Consider the following 15,640-nt stretch of genomic DNA (forward strand, 5'->3'; position numbering starts at 1 on the left):
GCAATCGTCAGAGTGCGGGCGAAGACGTCCATTGCTAAATTCTCCGCCATCAGGTAGACCTTAACCAGGAGCGCCACCATGAACGCATCAACCAAAGTCATCGCCACAGAGAACGATCCCCGCTGGCGCGCGCTGCTGGAGCGCGACGCCCAGGCGGACGGCAGTTTCTACTATTCGGTGAAAACCACCGGTGTTTACTGTCGTCCCTCCTGCGCCGCCAGGAGGCCGCGCCCGGAGAACGTGCGCTTTTACGACAGCCGTGAAGAAGCGGAGCAAGCGGGATTCCGCCCTTGCCGGCGCTGCCGCCCTGACGCCCCGTCTTTAGCCACACAGCACGCGGAGAAAATCGCCGCGGCCTGCCGTCTTATCGCCGATTCAGAAACCTTTCCCAGCCTGGAACAGCTGGCTCAAAGCGCCGGCATGAGCAAGTACCACTTTCATCGCCTGTTCAAACAAGTCACCGGTCTGACCCCACGTGGTTACGCCGCCGCACAGCGTAAACAACGCCTGGACAACGCGTTACAGAAAGCCGATACGGTGACGGATGCGATCTATGACGCCGGGTACAGCTCCAACGGGCATTTTTATGGAGAATCGGATCAACTCCTTGGTATGACACCAAGCGAGTATCGTCAAGGCGGGAGCAACGCGGCAATCCGCTTCGCGGTAGGCGAATGCGCGTTGGGCTCTATCCTTGTGGCGCAAAGCGCACGCGGCGTGTGCGCCATTTTCCTGGGAGACGACCCGGAAGCCCTTGTCCATGAATTACAGGACCGCTTCCCCAAGGCGCAACTGATCGGCGACGACGCCGACTTCGAGCGAGTGATCGCCAAAGTCGTGGGCTTTGTGGAAGCGCCTCAGATTGGGCTCGACCTGCCCCTGGATATACGCGGCGCCGCCTTTCAGCAGCGCGTGTGGCGCGCGTTACAGGAGATTCCGTCAGGCGCGACGGCGAGTTACGCCGATATCGCCCAGCGCATCGGTTCTCCCAAATCCGCTCGCGCCGTGGCGCGGGCTTGCGCCGCCAATCTGCTGGCCGTCGCCATTCCCTGCCATCGCGTCGTGCGCAGCGACGGCGCGCTCTCGGGCTATCGTTGGGGCGTCGAGCGTAAGCAGGCGCTGCTGGAGCGGGAGGCGCAGGAATGAAAAGCTTTACTGACGCCGCTGCGATAAAACCGTCCGCAACAAGCCTGCCCGCACGCTTGAGACGCTACGACTGGGAGCAAGCCGGCCACGAGTTAAATACCCGTGGAGGGACCATACTTGGCGGATTGCTGAGTGAACAGGAATGCGCGGCATTGATCTCCCTGTACGATACGGCGGAGCTTTATCGCAACAAAGTGATCATGGCGCGTCATGGCTTTGGACAAGGCGAATATCAGTATTTCAGCTACCCCCTGCCCCACATGGTTGCAGAAATACGCGAACTGACATATCCCTATCTTGCGCCCGTGGCGAACCAATGGAACGCCGCCATGAATCTGGGCATCCGCTATCCCGAAACGCACCAGGACTTTATCGCACGCTGCCACGCCGATGGACAAACGCGACCGACGCCGTTGATCCTTAAGTATCAGGAAGATGACTACAACTGCCTGCACCAGGACTTATACGGCGAGCATGTCTTTCCCCTGCAACTGGCGGTGTTGTTGTCCGCGCCGGAGCGCGACTTCAGCGGCGGCGAATTTGTGCTGACCGAACAGCGGCCGCGCATGCAGTCCCGTGCGGAAGTGGTTCCACTGCGGCAGGGCGATGGGGTAATCTTCGCAGTGCATCATCGCCCGGTTCGAGGCGTCCGGGGCATGTATCGCGTCACCATGCGCCATGGCGTCAGCCAGGTGCGCTCAGGCAGGCGCTACGCGCTGGGGGTGATTTTTCATGACGCCAAAGGTTAAATTTCTCAGCAAGTTCCAGGTCTGAGCAATACAGCCGAAATTGACATTGACGGACTTATTCATGACAGCAGAGCACAGCGACAAACAGTTCCATATCCAACCCGGCGTTGGCATCGGCGACTTGATATTCGGCCTTGACAGAGAAGACGTGGAAAAATTGCTGGGCGCGCCGGACAAAGAACATGTCAACGACTACAACGATGTCCTCCTGCATTATCACGAAAAACAACTTGCGCTGAGGTTTGACCATGACAGCGATCTGCGCCTGTCGTGGATTGATTGCCACAACCCCAAGGCGGTTTTATTTGGGCAAACACTAATCGGAGAGCCTCAGGGAGAGGTTCTCAAAGTGGTCCAAAATCATCATGCAGGAAAGCCTGAAATAGATGAGTTTCTGTCGTTCGAAAGTCATACCTACCACGATATCTGGACTGCGTTCCAGTTCAACGAGGGCCGCCTGACTAACATCAACCTCGGCTATGTGTTTGACGAGGACCATGAGCCCGTCTGGCCTGAGCGCAGCAGTTAAGCTGCGCCTCCCACTCAACGTTCGCCTGTTCTTCTCAGCGCTCGCCGAGACCTGATCTGGCGCGTCGAAAAAATTAGCAGTCGCTTTCACACCCGCCAAATGCAGACTTACAGGGGGTTGCGGGCTGCTCTTTCCATGATGGGATCTTTCCCAGCCTCCGATTTTCCAGACAGTCCCGTCAGGTTACTTTACAACCAGCCCTGATCAGCGTCGCCCGAAAGCTGACAATTACTCGATTTATAAAGCCCATAGCCCTGGCTGGCTTGAGACTTGCTGAATATCACAGTTCATCACATTAGCAGTGGAAGTACGTGATTATAAAAATCAGGGCGCCGCTCGCTGTACCCAGGCGCTGCTCCGATAAGTTCTACCAAGGAGAAGGGATATATGGTGGACAAAAAGCGCACGATTTCCTTCCTGTATATTGCAGCTCATTTTTTTGTTTTTCTGATTGGCTGTCTGCTAATTCAGACATCCTTCGCACAAGAAGATGGCGACGTATGGCCCACGCCGAACGGGTTCGCCGCCCCTTCAATGCTATTAACCCGCAGCTCACCGTTCGATCCTCCGGACACTGACAGTTTCGTCGCGGACGACGGCCCCGGTCTGGATACGGGATGTACATTCAATACCAGCCCCGAACATCCACTCATGATCGACGTCATGATTGACGTTTCCGTCGGCCCGGTTGATGGGGACGGTTACTTGCTCGATCCCGCTCCCCTTATCGCCCAGGGAATTATTCCCGCCACCGTGGATATCATTCTGCCCGCCTTCGATGTGGACTATAACGGTTCGCCGCCGCCGGAACGGGACGAGGTCGTCTTCAACGGAACCAGCCTGGGTCTGTTGACTGGCGACAACAATGTCTGGAAGTTGAATACCTTCACGGTGGGTATCGAGAGCATTAAATTTCCCGCGCCGCCGGCGCCCGGGACGCCTCCCGCTCCTCGCGCCAACCGCGTGCAGGTCAACATCGACACCCTCAGCACCGGCCGCTGGTGCACCGCCGTCGATTGGGTTGCGCTGATCCTCCCGGTGGAGCCGAAAGTCGCACTTACGCTGGAGCCCACTATCTCCAACCCCGTACGCGTCAATAACCTCGCCTCTAATGACTTGATCGACGTGATCTACCAGCAAACCAGCGACGCCAACTGCAACCTGACGGAAGTAATCGGCCCCAAAGACGACTATCCCTTCTCCGGACCAGCGGAATCCGGGTGGTTCGGCTCGGGCGAGGTCAAGATACGCACCCGTCTGGACGCCTGTCCGACAGGCAGTCTGCCGTCGGATGCGGAAGTAGAGGCCTCCTGGACTATCGTCGGTACGACGTTGCACGGTACGGAAGTATGGTCCGGCCCGGAAGGCGACATGACGCTCACCATGCCGGATGTCATCGGCAGCTATGACGTCGAGTTCGAATACAAAGTGGATGGAGACACCCTGCCGACGGTCACCCGTAAACTTTACGTCACCAAAACCACGCCGATCACAGCTGGCGCGCCCCGCATTTCCTGGTACGAACACGCCACTGATTGGGCCAGCGGCCTGATTGATGAAAGCGACGTACTGGAGCATCTTCTCAGCGGCGGTTACGCCTATGGCGGCCTCAACTGGCGTTACGGTTACAGCTTCGGCTCCGCGGTCAAATGCAATTGGACGCAGCTCAGCGCCGACCCCATTACCTGTGACTACTCCGACTGCTATGTATTCAGCGATGTCTTTGAAAACATGGCGGCCACATTGGGCATCGGCGGACTCAGCGCGGTTCGCACTGACGGGCGCGGCAATGGCTTTGTCACCACCGGCGCGCCGTCGATTGACCCCGCCTTTACCGGCAGCGCACGCCCCTTCGCCGGCGGCCCCTATGACAAGTATGAATTCTCCAGTCACAGCCTGCGCAGTCGCGGCTTTTTCTTTCCCGACTATTACGACGCCACCTTTAACGGCATTTACGCCGCCGTGGATGAATTCATCCTCTGGAACCATAACGGCTCCGTCAATTACGACGCGGATGGCGGCTATCTGGAAACCTTCGAGGGCGCCAAGGTGTATCCGGTTCCCGGCGCCAACTCTTACGATTCCTGGGGCGACTTCAAGTACAAAACGCCGGCGCCATTCGCTTTGCTCGCTTCAGCCGACGACAGTCATGGAGGGATAATGATGGAACCCGACCTCAGTATTCCCGGCGATGTCGACTACGTCACGCCGGACTCCAACAGCGACAGCGCCTATGAAGCCTTGATCGCCAATGTGCGTGTGGACGTCAACCGCGCAGGCGTTTATCTGGTGATGGCGACCTTGAGTAAAAACGGCGAAGTGGTCGCCAATATCCCTGAGTTTGAGTCGATTAAGTTCACCCAGGATACCGTCGGCGACGCCCCAGGGCAGTATACCGCCAAGCTGAAGTTTTCCGGCGAGCAGATCCTGCGCTCCGGCAAAGACGGCCCTTATGAAGTCAAAGTGATCGCTTTCGCTGAGGGCTCAACGCCAGTGCAAGCTGTGCTGGCGACGCCCGCGTATGCTCACGGCCAGTTCGGCGAGAAAGGCTCGCACCTGACGGATATCGCTGACGCCGCCGTGGATACTGACGGAGACTCGCGCTATGACTATCTGGAAGCCGTGGTGCAGGCGAAAGTCTCCAAGGAAGGCGAGTACATGCTGCAGGGCGTTTTGATGAAGGCAGGCAAAACGGTCGCCAATGCGACGGAGCGCTTCCCTCTCGCCAATGGCCCACACAGTCTGACTCTGCGCTTCCCCGGCTCCACCATTTTCCGCTCTGGCGAGGACGGACCTTATGAGCTGGTGGTCGGTCTGTTCAATGCAGACGGAGAGCGTCAGGCGGATATTGGCGCGATGACTCAGGCGTATCATCATGGCGAGTTCGAAGGACTGCTGGACGTTATCGGCGACTTTTCCGACCAGGGCGTGGACACCAACGGCAATGGACTGTTCGAGCAGCTGAAAATCCAGTTCAGCGCAGACCTTAGAGCAGCAGGAACCTTCATGGCGTCCGCCGCGTTGCGCAATGCGTCCGGTCCTTTGGCGGTATATATGGATGAGGTCAAGACTTTCAGCCACGGCGAGCAAACCGTCACGCTGAACTTCTCCGGTCCTGAAATCAACCAGTTGGAATTGGATGGCCCCTATTTCGTCAGAGTAACGCTGCGTCATCCCGATACGCTGGAAATTATCGACCAGGTCGCCATCAGTGATGCAACCGCACCTTATAGCCACAGCGACTTTGAACCTATATCAACTCCCGGCGCCATCGTGCTGACCGGCGCCTCCAGCGACGCCGGGGTCGATAACAACGGCAACGGACTTTTTGACTTGCTTCGCGTCAAGGTCGGCGTCTCTCTCGCCAAGTCCGACGTTTACACCTGGAGCGCAAGGCTGGTGGACGTTAAGGGCAACGAGATCGGCTTTCACGCCAAAACCGGCGCGCTCAATAAGGGAGATTCAGAGATTGAGTTCAATTTCGCCGGACTTCCCATTGGCCAAAACGGCATTGCCGGCCCTTACTACGTGCGGGGTTTGCTGATGTACGGCTCCAGCGGCGGCAATCTGGTGGCCAGCAGTGTGGCGACGACCAAGAGCTATGCCGCCAGCGAGTTTGAGGGCTACGTTGGTCCAGTCAAAGGAGATATTGATGGCGACGGCGACGTGGACCGGGATGATCTGGACGCAGTGGTGTCCGCCCGCAACACGCCGGCTTCAGGCAGTGATGATCCCAGAGATCTGGATGGCGACGGCATGATCACCAGTCTGGACGCCCGCCAGCTGCGGCTGCTGTGCACCCGGCCGTATTGCGCGACGCATTGAGCGTCGTCGCCACTGTCGTTTTGACGTTTATATTCATTCACAAGCACTAACCGGAAATCGTAGCGGCGGCGCAAGCCGCCCGCTCCGGCCTCAACCCAACAGGGAGAGCTTCTATGTCCACCTCTCGGTTTTTGTCTATCGTATATGTGTTGAAAAGCGTTCTCGCGTCGCTTCTGCTGATCTGCGGCATACAAGCCCAAGCTGCGGTCATTACAATCCATCCTTCCACCACCGCCGTGGCTCCAGGTCAATTGTTTACCGTGGATATCGCTATCAGCGGTCTGGCGCCTGGCGGCGCGCCGTCGTTGTCCACCTTTGATCTTAATCTCAGTTTTGATCCCGGCGCCGTCGCTATTGACGCCGCCGACGCGGACGGCAATGGCGTGATGGACAGCGTTGCGCTGGATCCAGGCGACCAGCTGGATGTTCTGGGGCTTGGGCTGAATCCTATGTCCGCTGAACTTCTCGCGCCCGGGGAACTGAACCTGTTCGATCTATCTCTTGATATTCCTGCGGATCTGGACACCCACCAAGACAACTCCTTTCTGCTCGCGTCCCTCAGTTTCACCGCCTTGTCGCCGGGGTTCAGCTATTTCTCTGTCGTCGTCAACGCATTGGGTAATTCTCTCGGCAATCCTATTGCGGTGACCGTCAATAACGGCGGCGTGACAGTGGTGGCTGAGCCCGCTCTATTGCAGAGTCTGTTTATCGGCGGCCTGATGTGGATTGGTATGGCGAGGCTGCGTAAACGGGGCGCACAAGTCGTATAGAGGATCAGCCTGACGCACGCCACTGCCGCGGGCCAACCCCGGCAGTGGCGTCTCCAGCTTGCTGGAGGACTATTCAAACACTTCCTTGCGGAAATACGGCGCCGGCCGCTCGTCCATCACTTCAAAAGCTTTTACGCTAGTGAAGGCCTGACCGTAGCCGTCACGCACGTTGACCTTCAATATGTGCGCGCCTTGCTCCAGGTCCGCTGGAATAGTGAGCGCCCAGATGTGATTAGAGGATTCCGTCCACATGGACGCGCCGGAGGGTTGCGGATCGGCGACGCCAAAACGGGAGCCGCTAAACAGCTCAAACCCCTGCGCTCGCTCCTCTCCTGACTCACTCCTGGCGGCGTAGCGATACACATACATCTGCTTCTTCAGGGCGAAAGGATCGAGACTGTTGCTCTTGCCTTCACCGGTTCCACTCTGAGTGCGCACCGCTTCGACCGGGGGGCGATCATCGATCTGCGTCCATACCCGCGTATTCTTGGAGCCGTTCCAGACATTGATGATCGCGCTAACCCCGCCAGCGAAATCAGCGTCCGTCAGAATACTGGTGTCCGGTAAATCGTTAAGATTCAACGGCGGCGTCGGCGAGCGGGAACCTTCGGGAGTCAACGCCCACTCTTTCAGAGATTGATACCAGTTCATAAAAGTCGGCGACAGGAAATCCACGGACATTTGCTCCTGTGGACTTTTACCTGCGGCTTTGAAAGTACTGGTAAATTGCGCCCCCATAAATTCGAATAACATATATCCACGCGGCGCTCCCATGCGCTGGATGGACATGGGCAGGTTGTGGTCGTCAAAATCGCCGGACCACCAAGAGCCCGCCGTGGCGCCCGTGATAATGTGGGGTATCGGCGTGGGACCCGCCCCCACCGCTTCATCCCAGCCCTGATAGAACTCGCCGGCGACGATGTTTTCCAGGTTATGCGTATGTCCCGCCAACGCCAGCGCGGGACGCCCTTTAAGCAATTCGTACAACCAAGCGACGTTATCCGTCTGGTGCTTGGTGGACCCCATATCCGAAAACGACACCAACGGAATATGCATATTCAGCACGATCAGCTTATGCTCCGACGTTGCGGCGATATCGTTGGCCAGCCACTCCATCTGCGCTTCATCAATGACGCCGTTATAGGTAGGAGCCGTCGCCGGATTGTTGCAATAGTCGTGTTTGCCGTCAGCATTATCCGACTCGGGCGTACAGGGATAGCGCACATTATCCAGCACGACAAAATGCACGTCGCCGACGTCAAAGGAGTAGTAGGCGGGGCCCCACTCGCGCTTGAACGTATCCAGGCTGTGCTTATCGCTGGTTGCGTCGTTATCGATATCGTGGTTGCCCGGCGTCAGGTAGACCGGCACGCCGGCGACGCTCATCGTCTTCTTCAGACGGGGATACAGACCCAGGTCATCGCCGATGATGTCGCCTTCGATCATCACCAGTTCCAGATCCTCCCTCGCCGCCAGCTCTGTAGCCAAAGAGTCGCGCACGTAACCGACTTCGTTGTTGGAATAAGGCTGCGTGTCGCCGGATACCGCAATTTTGAAGCGTTTTTTATAGGGACCTCGCACCATGGGGAAATTCACCGCCTTCGGCTGCGGCCCGCTGGCAGGCAGCCCGCCGAAGCGCAGTTCTGGAGATCCGTTGGGAATATGGTGATAGGAAAACTGTGGGACGTTGTCTTCATTGACCGGTAATTCGAACCCGGCCGGCTTGGTGACAAACAGGGTAAATTCATTCAGGCCCCGGGACTTCGCAGGTAGCTTGTAATACCCGCGATGATCCGTCAGCGCCACATCATAACCGTTGGACACCCGCACACGCGGCAATCCTCGCTCGCCACGGTCCAGCTTGCCGTTACGGTTACGATCTTCAAAAACCCGACCTTCCGCAAATTCCCGTGTGACCTCACCGTTGTCAGAGGGAATCACTTCCACCCCGCCGCGGTATAGTTCCGGGCGTCCGCCCAACGCGCTGAAAGCGTCCGCCGATCCGGTCGGCGCCGCATCAGCCAGCCCGGCGAACGCCGCGCTCACGCCTATAATGAATGGGGTTATGGTTTTCACAATGCCTCCTTTTGTAGCATGAATTCCTTTGTCTTGAGCCAAGGAGTTTACATCGTAAAAGTACAAAGTGACGTTATAAGGTCATGTTTATAAAAGTTATTTTGCAGGGATCAATTTAATGGAGGATGAGCTGGACGATAACCCGAATGCGTGCTCCAACAAGCAGGTTAAAGCGCTGGTTAGGGGATTCGTCGTGATGCGCGGCGGGGCCAAGTCAGAAAAAATAAGCATCCTGAACCATCAAGCCCCGTTCTTCCAGCTGGCCTGTCAGTGTGAGTTTTCGGATGAAAAACTGCTGACCAAGCAGCTGCTGCAAGCGGACTAGCACTTAAGTGTGTGACTACTCACCTAGAAATAGCGCATCGATTTTCGGCTTATCATGATTCAGAATCCAATCGTTACAGCGAACGTATATTTCCTTCAGAGCGCTTCGGTCTGACGCGATGACATCCAGGCCTCGATCATCGTACAGATGAAGAATCAGGCCTTTAGTTCGGTTTACAAAGTAACAGCGCCCACGCAGCGACGGTTTCCGTTGAGGGAAGTCAGTGTTCACAATGGATAAAAATATGTTTGCGTAATTCACTTCTCTGGAGGTTACTCCAGTCACATAGGCGGTTTTCAGATATAGGCCCCTACTGTCTTCCACCTTTCTCGACGCAAAACTTACGTGCTTACGCGCCGAATCAGTTATCTGGCGCAAAACATAACTCTTCATTTTTATTTTGCGGCGACGATGGCCAATGATCTCGAATACAACGTCTACTTCATCGGATGCCGAAAAAGCCGCGTCACAGATAGAAACCGCTCGCTGTATGGCCTTTTCAAAGTAATGGGCATTCAAAACGCCGTTTTTAAGATCGCTCCAAACATCTACTTCCGGCGCCCCAATCTCAAACCGGATTCCGGTGGGCCACGTGTAAAATAAGGGCGGCGCCAGCTCAAGCCCTTTGAAGTTATTTTGCAGATAGCTGTTCACTGAGTTTTCCCTCTACTCTCTTTTGCCGATCCAGTCTTGCATGACAGATCATCGGCGACATAGAAAAAATTCACCTCATATAGCCCTTGAATTTTTATACGCCGATGGTAAGTCAGCCGGGTCCAGGCTGACCTTATACTGTTTGGCCATACCTAAGCAGCGTTATCACGCTGAACTATAATAAGTAGGAACACCTATTCGAGAAAGGCTACAATAATTCACCACGTCCACTGACTGAGAGCGCCGTGACCTCATTAAAAGCAAAACTCGTTCTGGCTCTTATCTCGACCAGTCTGCTAGTCGTAATGATTATCGCCATTATGACGCCCATCATGGTGGAGCATGAATTCGTCGAGCATGCCAAGGACGCGCATTACGGGCGCTTTCAAGCCGCCATTGAACGCTATATCCGCGAGCATGATTCCTGGGGCACGGAAAAAGACGCTCTGCGTTTCGCCATGGCGGAAGAGGATAATCGAAAACGACACCAAAGACGCCGGTTCCCGCCAATGGCGAGACAGCCGGGACAAGGGCAAGAGCCTTACTTCGAGGGGCTGCCTCCCCCTAGGCGACAATCCGCTTCCAGCATGGGGGAAGATCCGCCCTTCGCATTTGTTCTTACCGATCCAGAAGGCCATATTCTGCACGGAGGCAAGGATTATAAAATTGGTCAGAAGCTCACAGAAGAAGAACTGTCAGACGCTGACTCGCTTTGGGTAAAAGGCCGCCTGGTGGCCTATGCGCTCTCCAGCGGCGAGCCGGACCTGTCGACAGCGGATCTCGCCTATTTACATACGTTGAGAGAAACGCTGTTCTTCTCCGCATTGGGGGCCATCGCGTTCATCATTCCGTTTGGGATTTGGGAAGGAAGCCGTCTCGTGCGCACGCTTAACCATCTGACTTCAGCGGTGAATCGCATGGCGGAGGGAGACTTCAAGCAGCAGGTGCCGGTCAAATCCGAAGACGAAGTCGGCGTTCTGGCGAAAGCGTTCAACCTGATGAACAACCAGTTGCACGAGGCTTACAAGAACCTGGAGGACTCTCGCAACAAAGTCGCCAAGCAGGCGGAGCAACTGAGAGAACTCAGTATTCGCGACGAACTCACCGGGCTTTACAACCGCCGCTTTTTCAATGAAGAGGTGAAAGTGCTGCACGCCAATGCGCTGCGCTACGGCAACGGCTTCTGTCTGGTGCTGGGAGACATCGACTTCTTCAAACGCATCAATGACGGCTACTCTCATGTCATTGGCGACGAAGTGCTGAGACAGGTGTCGAAAATCCTCATGAACAGCATCCGCAACAGCGACATCGTGGCCCGTTACGGCGGCGAGGAAATGGTGCTGGCGCTTCCCAACACCTCCCCCAAAGCCGCGATGGAAATGATGGAGAGAATCCGCAAAACCATTGAGCAGCATCCATGGGATCAGATCGCCGAAGGCTTGACCGTCACCATGAGTTTCGGGATCTGTGATGAAACCAACGGCGAACATTTTGAACAGATGTTAGCCGTCGCTGATGAGCTGCTATACAAAGCCAAGAACAACGGGCGTAACCAGGTTTGCAGCCTGAGCTGCTCACAGGCTCACTGAGGAGTAATCAGCAAGGCCGCCGCAGATGGCGGCCACTGCTTCGCCTGACGGCTAATGCGAATCGTCCCGTTGCGATTCCTGTCTGAGATAACCCGCGGCCGCCTCATCATGAGCCAGTGTCTGCTGGGTGGGAATAGCCCGGGTTTGCTGATTTAGCTGATGTATCTGCGACGCGTTGCCCAGATCTCTCTCGCTGGTGATCGCCGCGATAGACTCTCTGTCCTTCAAAAACGCCACCACGTCGTGCTTGATCTCCTGCAACTGCTCGTCGTCCCTGTGCATTTCCAGAATATGTCTGGGATGCTCCAGGTTCCTCATACCAGTGGCGGCGAAAGTGGTCGAAACTATGCGCGAGACGATCACCCATGGCGTAATGCTGCACCGCACCAGAGTATTTTCCGACCGGGTGCTGTCGTGAATACCTGTTCCTGTGGAGATTTTCGACTCGGTAAAAGTGCCCTCACACTTGAAGTAAACCAGCAGCGATTCAAACTGGATTTCCGCAAAGAACAAGTGCGCCGCGCCGCTGAGCAGTCTGGCGAAAGATTTGAGCAGAAAGCCGATCAGAAACAGATGCGCGCAACTCATCAACAGTCCCGCCCACTCTTCAAAGCGAGGCGTCCCCCATATTTCTTTCAGGGAAGAAACGCCTGTCTGCGCGGTAAAGGCATACAGGTCCACCAGCGCATACGCCAGCATCAGGGTGTAGACAGTCGCAACAACAAACAGAATATTTCCCGCCACCAATGCCGTTACTCGCAGCTTCTTGAAGAGTTCACCCAGCTCCAGGGCTCTAACCTTCGGCTGCACTTCCTGAATCATTTCCCCTCTAAAGCCGCCTTTGCCATCCACCTGCTCGTCCAGTTTCGGATCGAGTTCGCGATATACGCGGTTCGGGACCTCTTTATAACGGCGATTGGCCATGACAAGGTTATCGAGATTGATGAAAATTTCCTTGGGATGCACAGACTCCTGCCAGTTCTCCCGCAGCTCGGATACTTCGGCGACAGGCTCAGCGCTACTCAGGCGCTGCTTCAACATCAGCAATACAATCACACTGCAGACAGCGGCGATCAGCAACGCGCCGACGATATAAAACCCAGCGTGTAAGTCAGGCAGTTGCGCCAGCCAGCCTTCGACGTCCGCCCGCGTGATCTTCCACTGAGACATGGCCCATGACAACGCCAGACCGACGATCAACGGAATAATAAACGAGAGCGCAATCACCTTGGCGAGAGAGCCTCCGCCCAGCGATTCAACCTGTTTCTCCGCTTTTCGGTCCAGAGGTTTTCCTGCCGCTCTCCAGGTAAACAATAAATAGGCCATCAATAACGCCGTATAGACAGGAAAGGCCAGCTCCCCGGCCTCTCCCGCAAAACCGGCAAGCGACACAAATGCGACAAAAGCATAGGCGACCAGCACCACCGCCGTGTTTACCCAGGCGCCAAACAGGCGCTGCGACATATTCCTGACCGGATATGGCATAAATAGCAGTTTGGGAACAAGACTGTGAATCAAACGCGCCAGCAAACCTTTCGGCTCAACAAAGGTGGTGTTCTTGCGCCCCATCAGCATTTCTTCCAGCTGCTGATGGTCATATCCCACGTATGACTTTTCTTCCTCCGCCGTACTGGCCTGGGATTTACTCTGATTTTTCGCCAGCGAAGTGGGGTGATTGCGCCCGACAAAATAACGCAGCATCGCATAGACGCCCGAAGATAAGGCGATGACGCCCATGCTCAGAACGAGCACGCCAAAGCCCATCAGGATCCAGCCTGAAGCGGCGTCGCCTTTGACCACGCTCGCCGCCGTCACAAGAAGATAAAGAGCGATGAAAACCTGAATCGCGCCTCTGCCAGCCGTCACGGCGCCTTCGAGTTTGAAAGGATTTTTCAGCCCCAGGTCGATGGAGCCATAATCAAATGCCATTCGTTAATCCTTAAGTCAGGGATGTAGTAAGAGGTGTAGTTGGTTTTTGTTGTATTAATTCGCCCTATTATATTCCGAGCCCAAGCGCTTTTGATAAACAAAAATCGTCCTCCCGATAACGCGCGCCAGCACAGGGAAGACGACGCCGCTAGGCGACGTCGGGAAAAATGATTGTCGGATAAGCGTGCGACAGAACGCTGATGCAGTCGTTTTCGCCAATGATCAGGTACTCCTGCAGCCCTTCATGATGCTGCGACACAAATCCCGACCGCTGTGACTCCTGCTCCAGCCAGCCGCCAGCGTGAATCCTGAACGCCCATCCCAGCTTCGAAGTGAGATTTCCCCAAAACTCCAGCAGATCTCCCTCATCAAGCACTCTGAATCCCGCAGGCCGCTCAAAATTCATGCTGATCCGGCCATCCAGCGTCGGCGACGCCAGATCAACCCGTAAACACTGCAAATCATAGTGAACGCCAACGATTTCCAGTCCCTCGCTATGCTCGCTTTCGATGACGTCAAAAATGACCTGTTTATCTTTATCTACATCCATACTCACTTCCGTACCCATATATATCTATCAATCGGCGCCATCAATTTCACGCACAGGAATAGCCGCAAGCACATCCAAAGGCGCCATGTTCATATTAATCGCCACTATTTCCCCCGGGCATTTGGGCGTCGTGACATAGTGGGTGACGCATCCGCAGAGGTTGCAGCGATGGAACTCCAATTCCCTGTCGCCCCATATATAAAAAACAGATTTTTCTTTCTCATATCCAATTTCGACTTCTTCAGGGGAATAGTATCCCCATAAAGCCGCATACCTGCGGCAAATCGAGCAATTGCACTTTCCAACCTCAGCCGGCGGATGTTCAATTGATAGCTTGATGTTGCCGCAATGGCAGGTTATTTCCATTTACTAATCCCTTGAAAAATAATAACAATAAAAATTGCTGCAAAACGGGCTGCGCATACTTCCGGTTTCGGCGATTAGCTTCGGTGAAAATCGCTTCTCCCACAAGCTCAAGCTCAAGCTCATAGCCAGATAAAAGCGTCGCAGTATTGTTCCCATCAGCAAGCCTTTTACCAGAGAAGAAGCAGGAAAATAACGATAGGCAAACAGGATGTTATACAGCTTTCTATGCGCTACTTTATGGGCGTCGACAGGGATTTTCGTTAAGTTCATTGATGGTATGAGCGTTTTCCATATCATCTGGGGACGCTTTTTGGTCGCTTTCATTTTCGGCGTAATAGTTCTCAAATCACGGTCTTTCAGGCGCCTCGATCCTTCCACTTATCAGACGCAAGAATTCCCATTGGCGTTGATGATGACGCTTTATTACGTGCTGGCGACGTTCTCTTTCTATTATGCTCCCGTCGCTGTCGCCGCGTTGTTGATCGCCCTCGCGCCGCTGTTTACTTTTCTTCTGCGTTTTATCCTGCAGAAAGAATTCAATCAAAATGAGCTTGTCGGGTTTCTTGTCGCATTTGCCGGCCTGGTGTTCTATTTCTACGGAAAAGACTATGCAGCGGAAGGTTACTCCGTGGCGGATATACTCTTCGGATCCGCCTTCGGCCTAGGCGCCGCGCTGTTGCGAGCGGTGTTTTCATTCACGTTGTGGCGAAGGGTTAATCAGGGCGTGGTCGTCAACGCCACAAGCATTAACAACCTAACCCTCATACTTGGCGTCACGCTTTTGCTGCCATTTCTGTTTCTTCAGCCAGGAGAAGTGAAAGTCACTCAACACAATCTGATATTTATCACCGGTTTGGGCCTGATCGCCACCTTCCTGCCCAACTTATTGAACAACTTGTCTTCCATGAGGTTGAACCCAACCCTGCACAACATCATCGGTATGACCACCCCCATCTCAGCCAGCCTGATGGCTTGGGCGTTTTTAGATGAGTATCAGGATCTGCACGCATTGATAGCCATCATCATCACGGTGTCAGGTATTTTTCTATCCATGCGCCCAACCAAAAAGCCGGTTCAGGTTGGCGGCGCAGAAACCTAACCTGATATCACGTATATGCCGACAACTCCCGCA

13 protein-coding genes are annotated in these 15,640 nt (G+C 55.0%); 8 read left to right on the forward strand and 5 right to left on the reverse strand.

Going from position 1 to position 15,640, the window contains the following annotated elements:
• The first annotated feature begins 78 nt into the window (after nt 1–78).
• The 5 genes from ada (at nt 79) to O5O45_RS19790 (ending at nt 7,019) form a co-directional block, all read left to right on the forward strand.
• A complete protein-coding gene (ada, locus tag O5O45_RS19770) occupies nt 79–1,146 on the forward strand; it encodes a bifunctional DNA-binding transcriptional regulator/O6-methylguanine-DNA methyltransferase Ada (RefSeq protein WP_305901073.1) in 1,068 nt (355 codons plus the stop codon).
• Nucleotides 1,143–1,895, forward strand: coding sequence for a 2OG-Fe(II) oxygenase (locus tag O5O45_RS19775; protein ID WP_305901074.1), 753 nt, complete (start codon nt 1,143–1,145; stop codon nt 1,893–1,895). The genes ada and O5O45_RS19775 overlap by 4 nt, the downstream gene beginning before the upstream one ends.
• 61 nt (nt 1,896–1,956) lie before the next feature.
• Complete coding sequence (locus tag O5O45_RS19780; protein ID WP_305901075.1) at nt 1,957–2,424, forward strand: hypothetical protein; 468 nt, start codon at nt 1,957–1,959, stop codon at nt 2,422–2,424.
• Nucleotides 2,425–2,811: 387 nt separating this feature from the next.
• On the forward strand, nt 2,812–6,249 hold the full coding sequence (locus O5O45_RS19785; RefSeq protein WP_305901076.1) for a hypothetical protein: 3,438 nt from the start codon (nt 2,812–2,814) through the stop codon (nt 6,247–6,249).
• Nucleotides 6,250–6,362: 113 nt separating this feature from the next.
• Nucleotides 6,363–7,019, forward strand: a complete 657-nt coding sequence (locus tag O5O45_RS19790; RefSeq protein ID WP_305901077.1) for a hypothetical protein — start codon at nt 6,363–6,365, stop codon at nt 7,017–7,019.
• A 69-nt stretch (nt 7,020–7,088) separates the two neighbouring features.
• Here O5O45_RS19790 and O5O45_RS19795 read toward each other — a convergent pair whose 3' ends face one another.
• On the reverse strand, nt 7,089–9,095 hold the full coding sequence (locus O5O45_RS19795; RefSeq protein ID WP_305901078.1) for a calcineurin-like phosphoesterase C-terminal domain-containing protein: 2,007 nt from the start codon (nt 9,093–9,095) through the stop codon (nt 7,089–7,091).
• A gap of 118 nt (nt 9,096–9,213) precedes the next feature.
• Here O5O45_RS19795 and O5O45_RS19800 point away from each other — a divergent pair, with 118 nt between their 5' ends.
• Nucleotides 9,214–9,420, forward strand: coding sequence for a hypothetical protein (locus O5O45_RS19800; protein ID WP_305901079.1), 207 nt, complete (start codon nt 9,214–9,216; stop codon nt 9,418–9,420).
• Between the two features lie 15 nt (nt 9,421–9,435).
• On the opposite strand, the gene O5O45_RS19805 is transcribed toward O5O45_RS19800, so the two are convergent.
• On the reverse strand, nt 9,436–10,074 hold the full coding sequence (locus O5O45_RS19805) for a DUF3885 domain-containing protein (RefSeq protein ID WP_305901080.1): 639 nt from the start codon (nt 10,072–10,074) through the stop codon (nt 9,436–9,438).
• Between the two features lie 245 nt (nt 10,075–10,319).
• Here O5O45_RS19805 and O5O45_RS19810 point away from each other — a divergent pair, with 245 nt between their 5' ends.
• Nucleotides 10,320–11,663, forward strand: a complete 1,344-nt coding sequence (locus tag O5O45_RS19810) for a diguanylate cyclase (RefSeq protein WP_305901081.1) — start codon at nt 10,320–10,322, stop codon at nt 11,661–11,663.
• 51 nt (nt 11,664–11,714) lie between these two features.
• Here the strand turns inward: O5O45_RS19810 and O5O45_RS19815 are convergent, their stop codons facing one another.
• From O5O45_RS19815 to O5O45_RS19825, 3 genes are all read right to left on the reverse strand, one after another.
• Nucleotides 11,715–13,592 carry a hypothetical protein gene (locus tag O5O45_RS19815; protein WP_305901082.1) on the reverse strand — a complete coding sequence of 626 codons (1,878 nt, stop codon included), beginning with the start codon at nt 13,590–13,592 and terminating at the stop codon, nt 11,715–11,717.
• Between the two features lie 148 nt (nt 13,593–13,740).
• Entirely contained in the window at nt 13,741–14,142 is a 402-nt protein-coding gene (locus O5O45_RS19820; RefSeq protein WP_305901083.1) for a hypothetical protein, read from the reverse strand.
• A 27-nt stretch (nt 14,143–14,169) separates the two neighbouring features.
• Nucleotides 14,170–14,508 carry a GFA family protein gene (locus tag O5O45_RS19825; protein ID WP_305901084.1) on the reverse strand — a complete coding sequence of 113 codons (339 nt, stop codon included), beginning with the start codon at nt 14,506–14,508 and terminating at the stop codon, nt 14,170–14,172.
• A gap of 208 nt (nt 14,509–14,716) precedes the next feature.
• Between O5O45_RS19825 and O5O45_RS19830 the strand changes: the two genes are divergently transcribed.
• Nucleotides 14,717–15,607 carry a DMT family transporter gene (locus O5O45_RS19830; RefSeq protein ID WP_305901085.1) on the forward strand — a complete coding sequence of 297 codons (891 nt, stop codon included), beginning with the start codon at nt 14,717–14,719 and terminating at the stop codon, nt 15,605–15,607.
• Nucleotides 15,608–15,640 lie beyond the last annotated feature (33 nt).

Origin of the sequence: Hahella sp. HNIBRBA332, from assembly GCF_030719035.1 — a bacterium.
Classification (GTDB): domain Bacteria; phylum Pseudomonadota; class Gammaproteobacteria; order Pseudomonadales; family Oleiphilaceae; genus Hahella.

Excerpts from the sequence above, each read along its gene's own strand:
- O5O45_RS19790 (WP_305901077.1), top strand. The coding sequence starts at position 6,363 with ATGTCCACCTCTCGGTTTTTGTCTATCGTATATGTGTTGAAAAGCGTT.
- O5O45_RS19780 (WP_305901075.1), top strand. The coding sequence starts at position 1,957 with ATGACAGCAGAGCACAGCGACAAACAGTTCCATATCCAACCCGGCGTT.
- O5O45_RS19800 (WP_305901079.1), top strand. The coding sequence starts at position 9,214 with ATGGAGGATGAGCTGGACGATAACCCGAATGCGTGCTCCAACAAGCAG.
- O5O45_RS19830 (WP_305901085.1), top strand. The coding sequence starts at position 14,717 with ATGTTATACAGCTTTCTATGCGCTACTTTATGGGCGTCGACAGGGATT.
- O5O45_RS19815 (WP_305901082.1), bottom strand. The coding sequence starts at position 13,592 with ATGGCATTTGATTATGGCTCCATCGACCTGGGGCTGAAAAATCCTTTC.
- O5O45_RS19775 (WP_305901074.1), top strand. The coding sequence starts at position 1,143 with ATGAAAAGCTTTACTGACGCCGCTGCGATAAAACCGTCCGCAACAAGC.
- ada (WP_305901073.1), top strand. The coding sequence starts at position 79 with ATGAACGCATCAACCAAAGTCATCGCCACAGAGAACGATCCCCGCTGG.
- O5O45_RS19825 (WP_305901084.1), bottom strand. The coding sequence starts at position 14,508 with ATGGAAATAACCTGCCATTGCGGCAACATCAAGCTATCAATTGAACAT.
- O5O45_RS19820 (WP_305901083.1), bottom strand. The coding sequence starts at position 14,142 with ATGGATGTAGATAAAGATAAACAGGTCATTTTTGACGTCATCGAAAGC.
- O5O45_RS19785 (WP_305901076.1), top strand. The coding sequence starts at position 2,812 with ATGGTGGACAAAAAGCGCACGATTTCCTTCCTGTATATTGCAGCTCAT.